Here is an 18,652-nt window from a genome sequence, read left to right as displayed (position 1 = left end):
GGATCGCATGCCCTCCCTCGCGCCCCGGATCGACACCGTCCCCGCCTCCGGCATCCGCCGCGTCTTCGAGCAGGCGGCGATGCTGCAGGCCGCGGGGGACGACGTGACGATGCTCGTCATCGGGGAACCCGACGTCCCGGTCGCCACGCACATCGGCGACGCCGCCCGGCGGGCCTGGACCGAGGACCGCACCGGCTACACCCCGAACGGCGGCATCGCACCGCTGCGTCGGGCGATCCAGGAGAAGCTGCAGCGCGAGAACCGCATCACGGCGGACCTCGAGCAGATCTGGGTGACGGTGGGGGCGACGCAGGCGCTCTTCCAGGCGATGTCGCTCGTCCTGAGCCCTGGGGACGAACTGCTCGTGCCGGACCCGGGCTACACGACGTTCACGATGAACGCACACATCCTCGGTGCGACGCCGGTGCCGTACCGGCTGGAGCCGGACCGCGGGTTCGAGCCGGACCTCGACGCGCTCGAGGCGAGCATCACCGAGCGGACGCGGGCCATCGTGGTGAACTCGCCGTCGAACCCGCTCGGCTCGGTCTTCGGCGAGGAGACCCTGCGGAACCTGCTGGCGTTCGCGCGCCGGCACGACCTGTGGGTGGTCAGCGACGAGGTCTACGAGTACTTCACCCACGACGTCCGGCACGTCAGCCTGGCGGCCCTGGACGAGGACGACCGGGTCTTCACCGCGTTCTCCTTGAGCAAGACCTACGCCATGACGGGCGTGCGGGTCGGGTACCTCGTCACCCCGAAGGGCCTCGGTCCGACGATGCGCACCATGCAGGAGGCGATGATCAGCTGCGTGGCGGAGCCCGACCAGTACGCGGCCCTGGCTGCCATCGTCGGTGACCACTCGGCGGTGCAGGACGCGCGCGACCACTACCGTGCGAACCTCGCCGTGGCGCGCGAGGTCCTCGACGCGGCCGGCATCCGCTACAACGACCCCCGCGGGGCCTTCTACCTGTGGATCGACGTCGCCCACGCGACGCAGGGTGACGTCGCGGCCTGGGCACTCCGGTTCCTGCACGAGCAGCACGTCGCGGTCGCCCCGGGCAGTGCGTTCGGGAGGAGCGGCGAGGGATGGATCCGGATCTGCCTGGCCGCGACGCCGGAGGACCTGCGGCACGGCCTGGGAGCACTGCCACCCCTGCGATCCGCGCGCTGACGCCGCGGCGGCTGACGGCCGGACCCGCGGCAGCTGACGGCCGGAGCCGCGGCAGTCACGTCCGGAGCGTGGTGCGTGCCGGACGGGAGGCACGGTGCCAGCCGGCACCGGCCTTCCCGTCCGGAGCCGGCCGAGCTGGTCCTCCGGCTGCCGCGCCCGACCGGACGCGGCGCCGGGACATGGGAGAATCGATGCCAGCCGTCCTGACCACGGGCGCGCCACCGGCACCACCCACCGACGAGGAACCGTGAGCCCACAAGCATCCGCGCCGCTCGAGCCCGCCGCGACGCCGGCCGAAGCGATCCGCAACTTCTGCATCATCGCGCACATCGACCACGGCAAGTCGACCCTGGCCGACCGCATGCTGCAGATCACCGGCATCGTCGAGGAACGGGCCATGCGCGCGCAGTACCTCGACCGGATGGACATCGAGCGCGAGCGCGGCATCACGATCAAGTCGCAGGCGGTCCGCATGCCGTGGGAACTCGACGGACAGACCTACGCGCTCAACATGATCGACACGCCCGGCCACGTGGACTTCTCGTACGAGGTCTCCCGGTCGCTGGCGGCGTGCGAGGGGGCCATCCTGCTGGTCGACGCGGCGCAGGGCATCGAGGCCCAGACGCTCGCCAACCTGTACCTCGCGCTCGAGAACGACCTGCAGATCATCCCGGTCCTCAACAAGATCGACCTGCCGGCGGCCGAGCCGGACAAGTACGCAGCCGAACTCGCCCAGCTCATCGGCGGGCAGCCCGAGGACGTCTTGCGTGTCTCCGGCAAGACCGGCGTCGGCGTGCCCGAGCTCCTCGACCTCGTCGTCCGGTCGGTGCCGGCCCCGGTCGGAGACGTCGACGCCGCACCCCGCGCGATGATCTTCGACTCGGTCTACGACAGCTACCGCGGTGTCGTCACCTACGTGCGGATGATCGACGGCTCGATCCAGCCGCGCGAGAAGGTCCAGATGATGTCGACCAAGTCGACGCACGAGATCCTGGAGATCGGGGTGTCGAGCCCCGAGCCGAAGCCCACGAAGGGCCTGTCCGTCGGCGAGGTCGGCTACCTGATCACGGGCGTGAAGGACGTGCGTCAGTCGAAGGTCGGCGACACGGTCACCAGCGCGCAGAAGCCCGCGACCGAGGCGCTGCCGGGCTACACCGACCCGAAGCCGATGGTGTTCTCCGGCCTGTACCCGATCGACGGCTCGGACTACCCGGACCTCCGTGACGCGCTCGACAAGCTCAAGCTCTCCGACGCCGCGCTGGTCTACGAACCGGAGACCTCGGTCGCGCTCGGCTTCGGCTTCCGCTGCGGCTTCCTCGGGCTGCTGCACCTCGAGATCATCACCGAGCGCCTGTCGCGCGAGTTCGGCCTCGACCTCATCACGACCGCGCCGAGCGTCATCTACGAGGTCACGAACGAGGACAACTCGATCGTCGAGGTCACGAACCCCTCCGAGTTCCCGACCGGCCGCATCGTCGAGGTCCGCGAGCCGATGGTCCGCGCCGCGATCCTGGCGCCGAAGGACTACGTCGGCGCGATCATGGAGCTCTGCCAGCAGCGCCGCGGCTCCCTGCTCGGCATGGAGTACCTCGGCGAGGACCGGGTGGAGATCCGCTACGAGATGCCGCTCGGCGAGATCGTGTTCGACTTCTTCGACCAGCTCAAGAGCAAGACGCAGGGCTACGCCAGCCTGGACTACGAGCCCGTCGGCGACCAGGCGGCCGACCTGGTCAAGGTCGACATCCTGCTGCAGGGCGACCAGGTGGACGCCTTCAGCGCGATCGTGCACCGCGACAAGGCGTACGCGTACGGCACGCTGATGACCGAGCGGCTGCGCAAGCTCATCCCGCGACAGCAGTTCGAGGTCCCGATCCAGGCGGCGATCGGTGCGCGGATCATCGCGCGCGAGAGCATCCGGGCCATGCGCAAGGACGTCCTGGCGAAGTGCTACGGCGGTGACATCACCCGCAAGCGCAAGCTCCTCGAGAAGCAGAAGGAGGGCAAGAAGCGCATGAAGACGATCGGCCGGGTCGAGGTCCCGCAGGAAGCCTTCATCGCAGCGCTCTCCGGCGACGTCGAAGAGAAGAAGAAGTAGCGCGAAGCGACAGTGCTCGGCCGGGATCCGGCCGAGCACTGTCGCTTTCGCAGAGCACTGTCGCTTTCCCAGACCGGTCAGCGGGCGGCGCGGTGGGTCCGCAGTGCGGCCATGGCGACAGCCGGGAGGCTCGCCACGGCCAGACCCGCCAGCGCGGTCCGCAGCAGGGATGCGTCCGCGACGGTGGTGAAGTCCTTCGCGGACGTCGCCACCACCGCGGCGGCCACGGCGCCGAGCACCAGGACTGCGGCGGTGCCACCGAGCACGAGCGTGAGGCGTCGGTGGTGGTGTCGGCGGACGACGGTGACGAGGGTCGCTCCGAAGAGCAGGACACCGGCTGCCGCGGCGGTCGCACCCAGGCCGGCGATCACGCTGACGACGTCGATGCTCGTCCAGCCGGAGCCGGTGTCCGCGCCGTACCGCGTCGGGGAACCGTACCCGGCGACCGCCTGGTCGACGGCGACCCGGGCCGCTGTGGCGACGGCGAACGACGCCAGCGTCGGGATCGCGAGCGCGAGGACCCGGCGGTCGACGGACCGCCGGCGAGCGGTCTCGATCGTGGGCACGCCCCAACGGTAGTGGCGTGGCGGGGGCGGGCACGGCCTCCCGTTCGGGGCGCGCGGAATGCGGACGGCGGCGTGCGTGCGGTGCGCAGCGGTGGGTTCGATCCGCACTCCGTGCCCCGATACGATGGGGCGCATGAGCAGCCGCGGAGGGTACCTGACCGCCCTGACCTACGGAGCGGTCGGTGCGACGCAGGCACCCGACCTCATGACGTACCCGCCGGAGGGCTTCACGCCGGCGGAGTCCCGCGCCCGCATCGGGCACGGTGACCAGCGCTTCGAGACCGCCGTGACGCAGGCGCTGACCTGGCAGATCCAGGAACGCAGCGGCATCGGCGTCCGCGTCGACCAGGCCCCGGACGACGACGAGGTCCGCTACAACCCGGTCACCTTCGACGAGCAGGGCGTGCCGATCAAGCCCGCGTCGATCGGGACGCCGCGCGTCGAGCAGTTCTCAGCCGACGGCACGCCGCTCGTCACGGCCGGCACGAGCGCGGTGCTGACGATGCACGCCTTCGGGCAGACCGTGCACGCGCCGGTCCGGGTCGTGTCGATCATCGACGAGGCCGACCGCAAGGGCTTCGCGTACGGCACGCTGGAGGGCCACCCGCTCTCCGGCGAGGAGTCCTTCGTCGTCGAGCGCACGGCGGACGGGTCGGTGTGGTTGCAGATCCGGCAGTTCTCGCAGCCAGCGAGTGCGAAGTGGCGCTTCGTCGCGCCGCTGCTCCGTCGCCAGCAGCGTGTGATGGCGGAGCAGTACCTGGCGGCCCTGCGCGGCGACTAGTCGTCGTCTGCGGGGCGGAGCGGCGGCAGCGCGGCGATCGCGTCCTCGATGAGCGCTGCGTCGGCGACGCAGTCCCGGGCGATCGCGACGGCGTTCGTGCGCCGCAGGGCATCGACGTCGTAGACACCGGTCGCCACCGCCAGGAACGGGATCCCGACGGCGTCCGCGGCTTCACCGTCACGCGGGGTGTCCCCGACGATGACGGCCCGCGTGCCGGCCAGGTCCGCGGCAGCCAGGGCGGTGACCCCGGCGCGCTCGACGGCCTCGTCCCCGAAGTACGAGTGGTCCCAGTCGAACGCGTCGACGTCGAACCCGGCGCCGGACAGCTTCACCCGGGCGCGGAACGCCGAGTTGCCGGTGAGCAGTCCGTTCCGCCAGCCGAGCCCGGCGAACCGGGCCACCAGCGCAGCGGCCCCGGGAGCGGCGACACGGTGCTCACCCGAGCGGTGCCGTTCCTCGGACAGGTCGCGCAGGTGACGGCTGACGAGCGGGATGACCTCGTCACCGAGTTCGTGGGCACGGACGTGTTCGGCGATGATGCCGGCGTCGGTGCGGCCGTGCTGGTGTCCGACGAGCTGGGGGAGCTCCTGGCCCATGGCACGCTCGAGCGCCTGGTGGTACAGGTTGCCCGGGGAGACGGCGTTGCGGACGAGGGTGCCGTCGATGTCCCACAGCACCGTGGTCGGGACGGGGTGGTGCTCCATGGCTCCATCATGGCGGACAATGGAGTCCATGCCGAGTGCTCTCCCGATCGCTGATCCGGCTCCCGCAGACGGCCTCCTCGTCCCGCGGCCCGATGCGGGGGACGTGCCCTTCGGCGTCTACGTGCACGTGCCGTTCTGCCGGGTCCGGTGCGGCTACTGCGACTTCAACACGTACACGGCGTCGGAGCTCCGCGGCGTCCGGCGCGACGACTACGCCGGGCACGCCGTGCGTGAGATCGCATGGGCCGCATCCGTCCTCGACCGCTCGGGGGTGCCGCGTCGTCCGGTCTCGACGGTGTTCTTCGGCGGAGGCACCCCGACGATGCTGCCGGCGAGCGACCTGGCGATGATCCTGCGGGCGATCGACGACACCTGGGGGATCCTGCCCGGTGCCGAGGTCACGACCGAGGCGAACCCGGACTCGGTGGACGCTTCCGCGCTCGAGACGCTCCGCGCAGCGGGGTTCACACGCCTCAGCTACGGCATGCAGTCCGCGGTGCCACACGTCCTCGCGACGCTGGACCGCACGCACGAACCGGCCCGGGTGCCGCTCGTGGTGGACCTGGCGAAGCAGCAGGGCCTCGACGTGTCGCTCGACCTCATCTACTCGACCCCGGGGGAGTCCCTCGACGACTGGCGCACCTCGCTCGACGCCGCTCTGGCCTGCGAGCCGGACCACGTGTCCGCGTACTCGCTCATCGTCGAGGACGGCACCGCGATGGGTCGGGCCGTGTCCCGTGGCGAGCTCCCCGCGCCGGACGACGACCTGGCCGCCGACATGTACGAACTGGCGGACCAGGTCCTCGGGGACGCCGGGTACGGCTGGTACGAGGTGTCGAACTGGGCGAAGGGCGACGAGCACGCCAGTCGGCACAACCTGTCCTACTGGAAGGGCCACGACTGGTGGGGCATCGGCCCCGGAGCCCACTCCAGCGTCGCCGGCACCCGGTGGTGGAACGTGAAGCACCCGGCCGCGTACGCCAACCGGGTGCTCGCCGACGAGTCCCCGGCCGCCGGTCGCGAGACCATCGACGACGAGACCCGGTACGTCGAGCGCGTGCTGCTGGCCGCGCGGGTGCGGGGGGAGCTCACGACCGCGGACCTCCGCCAGGAGGCCCGGGGCCGGGTCGCCGGGCTCATCGCACGCGGTCTCGTGGACGGCCGCAGTGCCCTCGGCCGGCCCGGCACGCCAGGCCGGCTCGAGCTGACGCTGCAGGGTCGGCTGCTCGCCGACGCCGTCGTGCGGGAGCTGCTCGACTAGTTCTTCACGAACTCGATCGACAGCGGGTACCGGTGGAACTGCCCGCGGTTGGCGGAGAGCGCGGCCATGACGGTGAAGACGATCGTCACCACGCGTACGGCGAGGATGATGAGCAGCCCGATCCCGAGCCAGCTCGTGATGACCCCGACCGCGTCGGCGATGGCCATCGTGATGGAGAAGTTCAGCGCGACGCGGGAGTGTTCGCGGACGAACTGGCCGCGGTCACGCAGCACGAAGTAGGCGACCAACGGGGCGACGAAGCCGAAGAAGTTGATGCCGACGTGCGTCAGCGTCGCCCAGAGGCGCTGGTCCTCGGGCGACATCGGCTGGGGCGGCTGGTACTGGGGCCCGCCGGGCTGCTGTCCGTAGCCCTGGGGTCCGTTCGGCGGCTGTCCGTAGCTCATGCGCGACAGCGTACCGAGGCGGTGTGGAGAAGTGTCGGCACGTCGGTGCTCCGGCGTAGGATCAGCACTCGACAGGTCCGAGTGCCAACACGAACGGAAAGGGGTCCCGGTGGTCAGTGAACGCTCCCTCGAGGTCCTCAAGGCCATCGTGCGGGACTACGTCGCGTCGCGCGAACCGGTCGGGTCGAAGACGATCGTCGAGCGCCACGCGTTCGGCGTCAGCGCGGCGACCATCCGCAACGACATGGCCCTGCTCGAGGACGAGCAGCTCATCATCGCGCCGCACACCTCGTCCGGGCGGGTGCCCACCGACAAGGGGTACCGGCTCTTCGTCGACCACCTGGCCGCCGCCCGGCCGCTCTCCAGCGCGCAGCGGCAGGCCATCGAGACCTTCCTCGGGGCGTCGAACGACCTCGACGACGTCCTCAGCCGCACGGTCCGGCTGCTCAGCCAGCTGACGAACCAGGTCGCCCTGGTGCAGTACCCGTCGATGGTGCGCGCCCGGGTGCAGCACGTCGAACTCGTCCGCCTCGGCGACACCCGGCTGATGGTGGTGCTCATCACCGACACCGCCCGGGTCGAACAGCGCGTGGTGGAGACCGACGTCGAGCTCGACGAGTCCGCCCTGGTCGAGCTCCGCGCGGTGCTCAACGGCGCTGCGGTCGGGCTCCTGCTCACCGACGTCCCCACGGCGCTCCGGGCCGTGCCCGCGCAGATCCGCCCGGCGTCGCAGACCCTCGCCGGGGTCGTCGTGGCGACCCTCATCGAGCAGGTCGGCTCCGGGCGACAGGACCGACTGCTGATGGCCGGCGCCGCCAACCTGGCCAAGAGCGAGTCCGACTTCTCCGGTGGCCTGTTCCCGGTCCTCGAAGCGATCGAGGAACAAGTGACCCTGCTCCGGTTGTTCGGGGAGATGCAGCTCGACGACGCGGCCGTCACGGCACGGATCGGCGTCGAGAACGCCGAGTACGGTCTCGACGCCACCAGCATCGTGGCCGGCGGGTACCTCGCCGCGGGCGGTGAGGTCGCCCGACTCGGCGTCCTCGGCCCGACCCGCATGGACTACGGCTCCAACATGGCCGCGGTCCGTGCGGTCGCGCGGTACCTGTCCAGGCTGCTCGGAGAGAATTGACGACCGCCCCCGCAACCGGTGCCGACCACCGGACGCACCCCGGGCCTCCAGACCGATCCATCCACACGACCGACGAAACCTCCTGAGGAACACGTGGCAGACCACTACGACGTCCTCGGTGTCCCGCGCGACGCGGCCGACGCCGACATCAAGAAGGCGTACCGCCGACTCGCTCGCGAGCTCCACCCCGACGTGAACCCGAGCCCGGACGCCGCCGAACGCTTCAAGGACGTGACGCACGCGTACGACGTGCTGAGCGACCCCGAACAGCGGCGACGGTACGACGCCGGCCCCTCGGCCGACAGCCCCTTCGGCGGCGGCGCCGGCGGGTTCAGCGACATCTTCGACGCCTTCTTCGGCGGGGGCGGCGCGGGCGGGCGCGGCAGCGGTCCGCGCAGCCGGGCCGAGCGTGGGCAGGACGCCCTGCTCCGGATCGAGGTCGACCTGGACGAGGTCGTCTTCGGCACGCACAAGGACGTCGAGGTCGACACGGCCGTGCTCTGCGAGACCTGCGGCGGCTCGTGCTGCGCGCCGGGCACCAGCCCGCGCACGTGCGACATCTGCGGCGGCACCGGCAGCATCCAGCGCCAGGTCCGCTCGCTCCTCGGCAACGTCGTCACGAGCGCTCCCTGCGGCACCTGCCGCGGCCACGGCACCGTCATCCCGAACCCGTGCCCGACCTGCCAGGGCCAGGGCCGCGTGCGCGCCCGTCGGACCATCCCGGTCGACGTGCCGGCCGGTGTCGACTCGGGGCTGCGCCTGCAGATGCCGGGTCAGGGCGAGGTCGGCCCCGCCGGTGGGCCCGCCGGTGACCTGTACCTGGAGATCCGGGTCCGGCACCACGACGTCTTCAGCCGCGACGGGGACGACCTGCTCGCCACGCTCGAGGTCGCGATGACCGACGCCGTCCTCGGCACCACGACGACCATCGACGGGCTCGACGGCCCGGTCGAGCTCGAGATCCGGCCGGGCGTGCAGAGCGCCGACGTGCTCGTGCTCAAGGACCGCGGCGTGACCAAGCTGCGCGGCAGCGGCCGTGGCGACCTGCGGGTCGGCGTGCAGGTCGTCACGCCCACCAAGCTCTCGCACAAGGAGCGCGGTCTCGTCGAACAGCTGGCGAAGTCGCACAAGGCGCACCCGCCGCAGCTCGCCCGGTTCCAGCAGGGGATGTTCGGCAAGCTGCGCGACCGCTTCTTCAACTTCTGATGGCGTCGCTCTACCTGGTCGGGGCCCTCGACGGTGTGACCGTGGGGGACGCCGTCGCGCTCGACGGTGCCGAGGGGCGGCACGCCGTCACGGTGGCGCGCGTCCGCGAGGGGGAGACCCTGCGGCTGTCCGACGGTGCCGGCGTGGTCGTGACGGGCGCCGTCGAGACGGTCGGCCGCGACACGCTGACGCTGCGGGTCGCCGCGGTCGACGTGTCCGAGATGCCGGTGCCGTCGCTCACGCTCGTCCAGGCCCTGGCCAAGGGCGGTCGCGACGAGATGGCGGTGCAGGCCGCGACGGAGATCGGGGTCGACGCCGTCGTCCCGTGGTCGGCCGCACGCAGTGTCTCGCGGTGGGACGGTCCCAAGGTCGCCAAGGGGCGCGCCCGCTGGCAGGCGATCGTGCAGGAAGCCGCCAAGCAGGCGATCCGTGCGCGGGTGCCCGCGGTGTCCGGACCGGCGACCACGGCGGCGCTCGCTGCGTCCGCGTCGTCCTCGCCCGACACCGTGTACCTGGTGCTCGACCCCACGGCCACCGACCGTCTGGCGACCTGGGAGCCCCCGGCGGGCGCCACGTCCATCGCCCTCGTCGTGGGACCAGAGGGCGGCATCGACGGGTCCGAGCTCGATCGACTGTCGTCGGCGGGCGCTGTGCGGGTCCGGCTGGGCGACACGGTCCTGCGCACCTCGACGGCGGGTCCGGCGGCGCTGGCCGTGCTGCAGGCCCGGCTCGGACGCTGGTGACCCCGGTGGACCCGATGCGCGCCGATGAGCGCGGGGGTGCCCGGGCTCCGGTGTGCCGGTCGGTGGGGCGTCCTACGATGGTGACATGAGCGTCTTCTCCCAGATCATCGACCGGTCGATCCCGGCCACCGTCGTCGCCGAGGACGACCGGGTCATCGCGATCGAGGACATCGCCCCGAAGGCGCCCGTCCACGTCCTCGTGATCCCCAAGACGGACGCCTACGCGAACGTCTCCGAGCTCGCCGCGGGGGACCCCGCGCTGCTCGCCCACGTCGTGGCCACCGCACAGCGCATCGCCGACGAGCGCGCCGGCGGCCAGTTCCGACTCGTCTTCAACACCGGCGAAGCCGCCGGTCAGACCGTGTTCCACGTGCACGCGCACGTACTCGCAGGCGACCTGCAGGAAGGCACCCTTGCCAGCTGACGAAACCGCACCCACCGAGACCGAAGCCGTCTCGGAACTCAGTGTCGACGGGATCGCGATGGTCCAGCTCCTCGGTCCGCAGGACCGACTGCTGAAGACCGTCGAACGCCAGTACCCGGGCGTCCGGGTCCTGGTCCGTGGCAACGAGGTCACCCTGACCGGACCGGAGCGCGACGTGGCCCGGGCCCGCGCACTCGTCGACGAACTCGTCGGCATGGTCAAGCGTGGGCAGGACATCGGCCAGGGCGACATCCCCACCTCGGCCCGGATCATCTACGAGTCGCGCAGCCCCGCCGACGTGTTCGGCGCGCCGATCGTGTCGAGCCGCAACAAGGCCGTCCGCCCGAAGACCGACGGACAGCGGCGCTACGTCGACGCCATCGACGAGCACACCATCACGTTCGGCATCGGCCCCGCGGGTACCGGCAAGACCTACCTGGCGATGGCCAAGGCGGTCCAGGCCCTGCAGCGGCGCGAGGTCACGCGCATCATCCTGACCCGTCCCGCGGTCGAGGCCGGCGAGCGGCTCGGCTTCCTGCCCGGCACGTTGACGGACAAGATCGACCCGTACCTGCGCCCGCTGTACGACGCGCTGAACGAGATGATGGACCCCGAGCTCGTCCCGAAGCTGCTCGCGGCGGGCACGGTCGAGGTCGCGCCGCTGGCGTACATGCGCGGTCGGACGCTCAACGACTCGTTCGTGGTGCTGGACGAGGCGCAGAACACCACGCCCGAGCAGATGAAGATGTTCCTGACCCGGCTCGGCTTCGGGTCGCGCATGGTGATCACCGGCGACATCACCCAGGTCGACCTGCCCGGCAACGTCTCCGGACTCCGACTGGTCACGCAGATCCTCAACGACGTCGAGGACATCCACTTCGCCCGCCTCGGCAGCGAGGACGTGGTCCGGCACACCCTGGTCGGCCGGATCGTCGACGCGTACACGGTCTACGACGAACAGCGGCTCGCCGAACAGGCGGGGCACCGAACCGCAGGCCGAGGAACGGCTCCGGTAGGCAACCCGGCAGGTGCGAACGGCGCCGAACGCCGTGGTCGCCCCCCGCAGGACCGCCAGGGCAGCCCGTACCCCCAGAACGACGCCCGAGGAGGCACCCGGTGAGCATCGAACTCAACAACGAGTCCGGTGTGGACATCGACGACGACGCGGTCCAGCGGCTCGCCGCGTTCGCGCTCGACGCGATGCACGTGCACGCCGACGCCGAACTCGCGATCGTGCTCGTCGACGAGGGCGCCATGGAGCAGCTGCACGTCCGGTGGATGGACGAGCCCGGTCCGACCGACGTGCTGAGCTTCCCGATGGACGAACTGCGTCCGGGCACCGAGGACGACCCGACCCCCGCCGGGCTGCTCGGCGACATCGTGCTCTGCCCGCAGGTCGCCGAGACCCAGGCCAAGACCGCCGGGCACTCCACCACGGACGAGCTCCTGCTGCTCACCTGCCACGGGATCCTGCACCTGCTCGGGTTCGACCACGCCGAACCCGAGGAGAAGGCCGAGATGTTCGGGCTGCAGGGGGAGATCCTGACCGCCTTCGCCGCCCAGCGTCGGGGGCGGTGACCGCAGTGCTGCTCGTCGCCGTCCTGCTCACGGTGGCGTTCGTGCTCGTCGTCCTCGGCGGGTTGCTCGCCGCGTCCGACGCCGCGCTCGGCGTGCTCTCCCGCGCCGACCTCGACGAGGTCGCCCGGGGACACAAGCGGCGGCGGGCGATCGAGGCCATCGCCGACGACGTGGGCGCACACGTCAACGCGCTGAACTTCTTCCGCGTGCTGGCCGAGACCGCGGCCGCTGTCCTGGTGACCATCGCGCTGTTCACGGTGCTGGACACCTGGTGGGTGGCGCTCATCGTCTCGGCGGCCATCATGACCGCGGTGTCGTTCGTGCTGGTGGGGTCGAGCCCGCGCAGCGTCGGGCGCGCACACGCCGAGGGCATGGTCGCGGCGACCGGCGGGCTCGTGCACGGCGTCCGCATCGTCCTCGGACCGCTCGCCGACCTGCTGGTGCTCATCGGCGACCGGGTCACCCCGGGGCGGAACGGCAGCACGTCGAGCGTCTCGAGCGAAGAGCAGCTCCTCTCGCTGGTCGACGAGGCCACCGAGAGCAACGTGCTCGAGGCCGACGACCGCGAACTCATCCACTCGGTGTTCGAGTTCAGCGACACCCTGGTGCGCGAGGTGATGGTCCCGCGCACCGACATGGTCACGGCCGACGCGGCACACACCCTGACCGTCGTCATGGAGCAGTTCCTGGCGACCGGCGTCTCCCGCATGCCGGTCACCGGGCGTGACAGCGATGACGTCCTGGGCGTCGTGTACCTGCGCGACCTGGCCCGGGCACTCCACGAGAGCCGGAACGCCGGTGGGCGAGTCGTCACGTCGCTGCTGCGGCCGGCCGAGTTCGTGCCGGAGTCCAAGCACGCGGACGAGACGCTCCGGCACATGCAGGCGGCGAAGAACCACCTCGTGCTCGTCGTCGACGAGTACGGCGGGGTCGCCGGGCTCGTCACGATGGAGGACCTGATCGAGGAACTGGTCGGGGACATCTCCGACGAGTACGACCGGACGGTCATCGACCGCGTCGAGGTCTCCGCCGGCCTGTGGCGCATCTCCGCACGCATGCCGATCGACGACCTCGGCGACCTGTTCGGGATCGACCTCGACGACGACGACGTCGACACCGCCGGGGGCCTGCTCACCAAGGAGCTCGGGCACCTCGCCACCGCCGGGGAGTCCGTCACCGTGTCCGGTGTCGTGCTCACCGCGGACCGGGTGGAGGGCAAGCGCCGCCACCTCATCTCCGTGCTCGCCGAGCGCACCGACGCCCTGTCCGAGGCCGAGCAGGCGTTCGACGGCACCGCATCCACCACGACGGGAACCCCGCACGCATGACCGACACCCCCACCACCCCGTTCCGAGCTGGTTTCGTCTCGTTCGTCGGCCGGCCCAACGTCGGCAAGTCCACGCTGACGAACGCCCTGGTCGGCGAGAAGGTCGCGATCACCTCGTCGAAGCCGCAGACCACCCGGCGGGCCATCCGCGGCATCGTGCACCGGCCCGACGGACAGGTCATCATCGTCGACACCCCCGGCGTGCACCGCCCCCGCACGCTGCTCGGTGAGCGGCTCAACGACCTGGTGCAGTCCACGCTGGGCGACGTCGACGTCATCGGGTTCTGCGTGCCCGCGACCGAGCCGATCGGGCCCGGCGACCGGTTCATCAACGAGACGCTCGACCACTTCCCGCGGGCGAAGAAGATCGCGATCGTCACGAAGATCGACCGTGCCGGCAAGGAGAAGATCGCCGAGCAGCTGCTCGCCGTGTCCGCGCTGCGGGAGTGGGACGCGATCGTGCCGACCTCGGGGACGAAGGGCATCCAGCTCGAGGCGCTCCTCGGTGAGATCACGGCGCTCATGCCCGAGTCGCCGCCGCTGTACGACGCTGCGGCGGTGACGGAGGAGACCAGCGAGGAGCGCATCTCCGAGCTCATCCGCGAGGCCGCGCTCGAGGGCGTGCGCGACGAGCTCCCGCACTCGCTCGCCGTGCTCATCGAGGACATGGTCGAGCCCGACCCGGACGACGACCCCGACGGCCCGCTGCGCATCTTCGCGAACCTGTTCGTCGAGCGCGACAGCCAGAAGGCCATCGTCATCGGGCACAAGGGCGAGCGCCTGAAGGACGTCGGGACGCGGGCACGCACCGAGATCGAGGCACTGCTCGGTGGACGCCACGTCTACCTCAACATCCGCGTGAAGGTCGCCAAGGAGTGGCAACGTGACCCGAAGCAGCTCGGCCGACTCGGCTTCTGACCGGACACCGCGCGTCATCCCGGGGGACGACGCGCGGCCCGGCTGGCGCACGTACCGTGGACGGGTGTTCCGCCCCATGCTCCGCGCGCAGGTCGTCGCCGACGTCCTGATCGCCGGTGTGCTCGGCGTGGTCGTCGCCGCGCTGTCGGCATCCGGTTCGGACGGCCCGAGCACGTACGTCGTCCTCGTCGGCCTGACCCTCGCACTCGCCCTCCGCAGGCTGTCACCCGGTCTGGCACTGACCATCGCCTGGGTCTTCGCGGTGTTCCAGATGGTGGCGATGCCGGCGCTCGGTGCCGGCAACGTGTTCCCGGCCGACCTGTTCATCGGCGGCGTCGTCTACACCACGGCCGCGTACGGCAGCCGTCGCGTGCGGCTGTACGGACTGCTGTCGGCACTGGTCGGAGCGGTGGTCGCTGCGGCGTACTACGGCATCCCGGACTTCGCGAACCGCGCGCAGGGCGCGACCATGTACGGCGCCGCGGCCGAGTCCTGGACGGTGACGATCGGTGTCTTCGCCGTCGTCCTGGCGGTGCTGCTGCTGCCGTGGCTCGGCGGACTGGTCGCCCGGACGCGCCAGACCGCACGCATGAGCCGCGAAGCGCAGCTGCTCGCCGAACGCGACGCCGCGCGTGCCGACCGCGCCGTCGCGGTCGAGCAGGAGCGTGTCCGGATCGCCCGCGACATGCACGACATCGTCGCCCACTCGCTCGCCGTCGTCATCGCGCAGGCCGACGGCGCCCGGTACGCGCTGAAGGCCGACCCCGCGATCGCCGACCAGGCACTCGGCACGATCTCCGGCACCGCACGCCGGGCGCTGGGCGACGTGCGCGAGCTGCTCGGTGCCCTGCGGCACGAGCAGGGCACCACCCCGACCCCGGACGTCGACGACATCGAGCGGCTCGTCGGGGAGATGCGCGCGGTCGGCCTCGACGTCCGGGTCGAACGCCGCGGCGACCCCGATGCGCTGCCGACCTCGACGCAGCTGGCCGTGTACCGGATCGTGCAGGAGAGCCTGACGAACGCGTACAAACACGGCGAGCAGGGCACCCCCGTGCACGCGACGCTGACGTACCGGCCCGACACGGTCGAGATCGACGTGGTCAACCGGCGCGCCGACGACGGACGCCCGGGTCCCGGAACCGGCCACGGGCTGGTCGGGATGCGCGAACGTGCCACCATGTCCGGGGGGAGCATGACCGCCGGCCCCCGAGGCGACGACTTCGCCGTGGCCGTCCGGATGCCGACGCACCCCGCCAGCGGGCAGACGCCCCGCGGGCTCTTCACCCCGACCGAGCAGGAGCGCACCGCCCGATGAACGACACCCCCGTCCGCGTCGCGCTCGTCGACGACCAGGCGCTCTTCCGCACCGGCATCCGCATGCTCATCGACTCGCAGCCGGACCTGCAGTTCGTCGGTGAGGCAGGCAACGGAGCGGAGGGCGTCGAGCTCGTCCGGCGACACCGACCGGACGTCGTGCTCATGGACGTCCGCATGCCCGTGATGGACGGCATCTCCGCGACGGCGAAGATCGTCGAGGACGGCGGCGCCGACGGCACGAAGGTGCTCGTGCTCACCACCTTCGACTTCGACGAGGCCGCGGCGAAGGCCATCCGCGCCGGTGCGAGCGGCTTCGTGCTGAAGGACGCCGACCCCGAGTTCCTGCTCGCGGCGGTCCGGACGGTCCACGCCGGAACCGCCGTGTTCGCGGCATCGGCCACGCGCGAGCTCCTCCGCCGCTACGACGACTCCGCCGAACGGGCCGCGAACGTGCCGGCCGCGGTCGACGACCTGACGCCGCGTGAGCGGGAGATCTTCGACCTCGCCGCGCGGGGGTTCAGCAACAGCGAGATCGCGAAACACGAGTTCGTCAGCGAGGCCACGGTCAAGACCCACGTGTCGCGGGTGCTCACGAAGCTCGGGCTGCGGGACCGCGTCCGTCTGGTCGTGTTCGCCCACGAACACGGCCTCGTCACCAAGGACTGACACCGGCGCGTCGGGTGGTGGACGTCATCCGTGCGGATGAGTCGTCCACAGGGATGTGCGCCGAGCGGTCCATCCACAGGAGCCAACGGACCGACGCGCCACGGGCCTCCAGGCGGCGATGGTTGATCCATGACCACCAGCCACGCTCCGATCATCCGCCTCGACCACGTGTCCAAGCACTACGGCGACGCCGCACGCCGGGTGACGGCGCTCGACGACGTCAGCGTCGACATCGGCGCGGGCGAGTTCACCGCGGTGATGGGCCCCTCCGGCTCCGGCAAGTCCACGCTGATGCACGTCGCGGCCGGCCTCGACACCGTGTCGACCGGGCGCATCGCGATCGACGGCACCGACATCACACAGCTCGGCGACAAGGACCTCACCGAACTGCGTCGTCGTCGCCTCGGCTTCGTGTTCCAGTCGTTCAACCTGGTCCCGACGCTCGACGTCAGCGAGAACATCCGGCTGCCGTTCCTGCTCGGTGGCCACAAGCCCTCGCGTGAAGAAGCGGCCTGGATCGACCGCCTGGTCGACCAGCTCGGGCTCGGCAACCGCCTGGGCCACCGACCGCACCAGCTCTCCGGCGGGCAGCAACAGCGCGTCGCGATCGCCCGCGCCCTCGCCTCCCGCCCGGCGGTCGTCGTCGCGGACGAGCCGACCGGTGCGCTCGACTCGCGGACCGGGCGCGACGTCCTCGCGATCCTGCGGGGCGCCGTGGCCGAGTGGGGCCAGAGCGTCGTCATGGTCACCCACGACCCGTCCGCGGCCGCCAACGCCGACCGGATCCTGTTCCTGGCCGACGGGCGCATCGTGGACGACCGTCCCGCGATGAGCGCAGCCGAGATCTCCGCCACCATGCTGGGGATGGAGGCCGCCGCGTGAACGCCGTCCGCGACTTCAAACCCACCATCCTGGTGGCGGCGCTCGGCACGACCTTCGGGTCCGCCCTGGTCATCGCACCGGGCATCGTCACCCAGGCACTCGGCGCTGCCGGGCTGTCCGACCTCGCCGCGGTGAAGTCGATCCTCGATGTCATCGGCTGGCTGTTCCTCGGGATCGCCCTGTACGTCGGCGCCATCGTCACGGCGAACACCTGCGCGACGCTGATCGCCGGGCAGACCCGGGTGATCGCGCTGCAGCGTCTGGTCGGCGCGACCGGGGCGTCCCTCCGCGCCCGGATCATCCGTGCGGGCCTGGTCGTCGGCGTGATCGGCGGCCTGGTCGGCGCGGTCGTCGGCACGGGCCTCTGCGCCCTGTTCGTCGCGGTCCTGCGCCACAACGGCTTCCTGCCCGACACCGCGTACAACCTGGTGCCGTGGCAGCTCGTCCTGCCCGTCGTCGCCGTCGTGCTCGCCACCTGGGGCGCGTTCGCCGTCGGGTCCAAGCGTGTCCTCAGCGTCACCCCGCTCGAAGCGCTGTCGTCGAGCATCGAGCCGAGCCACGACGACCTGCGCTCCGGCACGGCGCGCAAGGTCTGGGCGATCGTGCTCATGGCCGGCGGCGGTGCACTCATGCTGCTCGGCCTGGTGCTGAGCAGCTCGACTCCGACCGCGGTGCTGCCGGCAGCCCTCGGCGGGTTCGTCTCGTTCGCCGGCGTCGCGGTCGGCGCCACGATCGTGATGCCGCCGGTGCTCGCGCTGATCGGCCGGATCGGCGCGAAGGACCCGGTCGTGCTGCTCGCCGGCCGCAACGCGCTGCGGGCGCCGGGCCGTGCCGCGCGGGCGACCATCGGGCTCGTCATCGGCGTGACCCTGCTCGTGACGTTCGCCGTGGCGCTCGGGATGATGCAGCGCGTCCTCGAGGCCGAGGTCACCGGCCAGTTCCAGGGGGGCAGTGCCGAACAGCTGCAGGGCATGCGGGACTTCTTCGTCCAGGTGAACGGCGTGGTCAGCGTGATCGTCGGGTTCTCCGCCGTGATCGCCGCGGTGGGTGTCGTGAACGCCCTGGCGCTCGGGGTGCTCCAGCGTCGGCGCGAACTCGGGCTGCTGCGCGTGCTCGGTCTGACGGGCGCCCAGGTCCGGCGCATGATCATCACCGAGGCCGTGCAGATGGTCGTGGCCGCTGTGCTCACCGGTCTGGTGCTCGGCACCTTCTACGGCTGGGTCGGCGGGCAGACGCTGCTCGGGTCGCTCGGCAGCGCCGGAGCACCGGTCCTGCAGCCGATGACGATCGTCATCGTGGTCGTCGGTGCGCTCCTGCTGGCGGTCGCCGCCACGGTCGCCCCGGTCCGCCGTGCGATGCGCGTGCCCCCGACCGAGGCGCTCGCCGTCGACTGAGCGGTCGACGCGGTCGAAACGGTCGGCGCGGTCGACGCGGTCGCGAACCGACCACCATCGCGACGGGAGGCCCGGTGCCA

Annotated in this window: 19 protein-coding genes; 16 read left to right on the top strand and 3 right to left on the bottom strand. The window is 71.4% G+C overall.

Annotation, left to right across the window (positions count from 1 at the left end; translation table 11 throughout):
- Window positions 1-7 precede the first annotated feature (7 nt).
- Window positions 8-1,171, top strand: a complete 1,164-nt coding sequence (locus tag BIU90_RS06130; RefSeq protein WP_071299346.1) for a pyridoxal phosphate-dependent aminotransferase — start codon at window positions 8-10, stop codon at window positions 1,169-1,171.
- A 247-nt stretch (window positions 1,172-1,418) separates the two neighbouring features.
- The gene (lepA, locus tag BIU90_RS06125) at window positions 1,419-3,266 is read left to right on the top strand and encodes a translation elongation factor 4 (protein ID WP_071299345.1); all 1,848 of its coding nucleotides are present in this window, start codon (window positions 1,419-1,421) and stop codon (window positions 3,264-3,266) included.
- Window positions 3,267-3,343: 77 nt separating this feature from the next.
- Here lepA and BIU90_RS06120 read toward each other — a convergent pair whose 3' ends face one another.
- Entirely contained in the window at window positions 3,344-3,832 is a 489-nt protein-coding gene (locus BIU90_RS06120) for a hypothetical protein (protein WP_071299344.1), read from the bottom strand.
- 133 nt (window positions 3,833-3,965) lie between these two features.
- Between BIU90_RS06120 and BIU90_RS06115 the strand changes: the two genes are divergently transcribed.
- Window positions 3,966-4,613 (top strand): DUF1990 family protein, encoded by a 648-nt coding sequence (locus tag BIU90_RS06115; RefSeq protein WP_083403749.1) that lies wholly within the window; start codon window positions 3,966-3,968, stop codon window positions 4,611-4,613.
- Here the strand turns inward: BIU90_RS06115 and BIU90_RS06110 are convergent.
- The gene (locus tag BIU90_RS06110; RefSeq protein WP_071299342.1) at window positions 4,610-5,317 is read right to left on the bottom strand and encodes an HAD family hydrolase; all 708 of its coding nucleotides are present in this window, start codon (window positions 5,315-5,317) and stop codon (window positions 4,610-4,612) included. The genes BIU90_RS06115 and BIU90_RS06110 overlap by 4 nt on opposite strands.
- Before the next feature lie 28 nt (window positions 5,318-5,345).
- On the opposite strand from BIU90_RS06110, the gene hemW reads away from it, so the two are divergent.
- Window positions 5,346-6,578 carry a radical SAM family heme chaperone HemW gene (gene hemW, locus BIU90_RS06105; RefSeq protein ID WP_071299341.1) on the top strand — a complete coding sequence of 411 codons (1,233 nt, stop codon included), beginning with the start codon at window positions 5,346-5,348 and terminating at the stop codon, window positions 6,576-6,578.
- Here hemW and BIU90_RS06100 read toward each other — a convergent pair.
- Entirely contained in the window at window positions 6,575-6,982 is a 408-nt protein-coding gene (locus BIU90_RS06100) for a DUF4870 domain-containing protein (protein ID WP_071299340.1), read from the bottom strand. The two genes, hemW and BIU90_RS06100, sit on opposite strands and share 4 nt — an antisense overlap.
- Before the next feature lie 109 nt (window positions 6,983-7,091).
- On the opposite strand from BIU90_RS06100, the gene hrcA reads away from it, so the two are divergent.
- The 12 genes from hrcA to BIU90_RS06040 all read left to right on the top strand — a co-directional run bounded on the left by hrcA (window position 7,092) and on the right by BIU90_RS06040 (window position 18,572).
- Complete coding sequence (hrcA, locus tag BIU90_RS06095) at window positions 7,092-8,114, top strand: heat-inducible transcriptional repressor HrcA (RefSeq protein WP_071299339.1); 1,023 nt, start codon at window positions 7,092-7,094, stop codon at window positions 8,112-8,114.
- 93 nt (window positions 8,115-8,207) lie between these two features.
- Window positions 8,208-9,320: a molecular chaperone DnaJ gene (gene dnaJ, locus BIU90_RS06090; RefSeq protein WP_071299338.1), complete on the top strand. Its 1,113-nt coding sequence runs from the start codon at window positions 8,208-8,210 to the stop codon at window positions 9,318-9,320.
- On the top strand, window positions 9,320-10,063 hold the full coding sequence (locus tag BIU90_RS06085; protein ID WP_071299337.1) for a 16S rRNA (uracil(1498)-N(3))-methyltransferase: 744 nt from the start codon (window positions 9,320-9,322) through the stop codon (window positions 10,061-10,063). The genes dnaJ and BIU90_RS06085 overlap by 1 nt, the downstream gene beginning before the upstream one ends.
- Window positions 10,064-10,148: 85 nt before the next feature.
- Complete coding sequence (locus tag BIU90_RS06080) at window positions 10,149-10,487, top strand: histidine triad nucleotide-binding protein (RefSeq protein WP_071299336.1); 339 nt, start codon at window positions 10,149-10,151, stop codon at window positions 10,485-10,487.
- A 58-nt stretch (window positions 10,488-10,545) separates the two neighbouring features.
- Complete coding sequence (locus tag BIU90_RS06075) at window positions 10,546-11,607, top strand: PhoH family protein (protein ID WP_254786959.1); 1,062 nt, start codon at window positions 10,546-10,548, stop codon at window positions 11,605-11,607.
- Window positions 11,604-12,065, top strand: a complete 462-nt coding sequence (gene ybeY, locus BIU90_RS06070) for an rRNA maturation RNase YbeY (RefSeq protein WP_071299334.1) — start codon at window positions 11,604-11,606, stop codon at window positions 12,063-12,065. The genes BIU90_RS06075 and ybeY overlap by 4 nt, the downstream gene beginning before the upstream one ends.
- Entirely contained in the window at window positions 12,062-13,393 is a 1,332-nt protein-coding gene (locus BIU90_RS06065) for a hemolysin family protein (RefSeq protein ID WP_254786958.1), read from the top strand. The genes ybeY and BIU90_RS06065 overlap by 4 nt, the downstream gene beginning before the upstream one ends.
- On the top strand, window positions 13,390-14,310 hold the full coding sequence (era, locus tag BIU90_RS06060; protein WP_071299333.1) for a GTPase Era: 921 nt from the start codon (window positions 13,390-13,392) through the stop codon (window positions 14,308-14,310). Before BIU90_RS06065 ends, era begins: the two co-directional genes overlap by 4 nt.
- Window positions 14,276-15,628, top strand: a complete 1,353-nt coding sequence (locus BIU90_RS06055) for a sensor histidine kinase (RefSeq protein WP_254786957.1) — start codon at window positions 14,276-14,278, stop codon at window positions 15,626-15,628. The genes era and BIU90_RS06055 overlap by 35 nt, the downstream gene beginning before the upstream one ends.
- Window positions 15,625-16,296, top strand: a complete 672-nt coding sequence (locus BIU90_RS06050) for a response regulator transcription factor (RefSeq protein WP_071299332.1) — start codon at window positions 15,625-15,627, stop codon at window positions 16,294-16,296. The genes BIU90_RS06055 and BIU90_RS06050 overlap by 4 nt, the downstream gene beginning before the upstream one ends.
- A 129-nt stretch (window positions 16,297-16,425) precedes the next feature.
- A complete protein-coding gene (locus BIU90_RS06045; protein WP_071299331.1) occupies window positions 16,426-17,178 on the top strand; it encodes an ABC transporter ATP-binding protein in 753 nt (250 codons plus the stop codon).
- A complete protein-coding gene (locus BIU90_RS06040; protein ID WP_071299330.1) occupies window positions 17,175-18,572 on the top strand; it encodes an ABC transporter permease in 1,398 nt (465 codons plus the stop codon). Before BIU90_RS06045 ends, BIU90_RS06040 begins: the two co-directional genes overlap by 4 nt.
- Window positions 18,573-18,652: the final 80 nt, after the last annotated feature.

The organism is Curtobacterium sp. MCBA15_001 (assembly GCF_001864835.1).
In the GTDB taxonomy this organism is placed as follows: Bacteria; Actinomycetota; Actinomycetes; order Actinomycetales; family Microbacteriaceae; genus Curtobacterium.
Note: the sequence above shows the minus strand (reverse complement) of the source record. Positions and strands in the feature narration are given on the sequence as shown.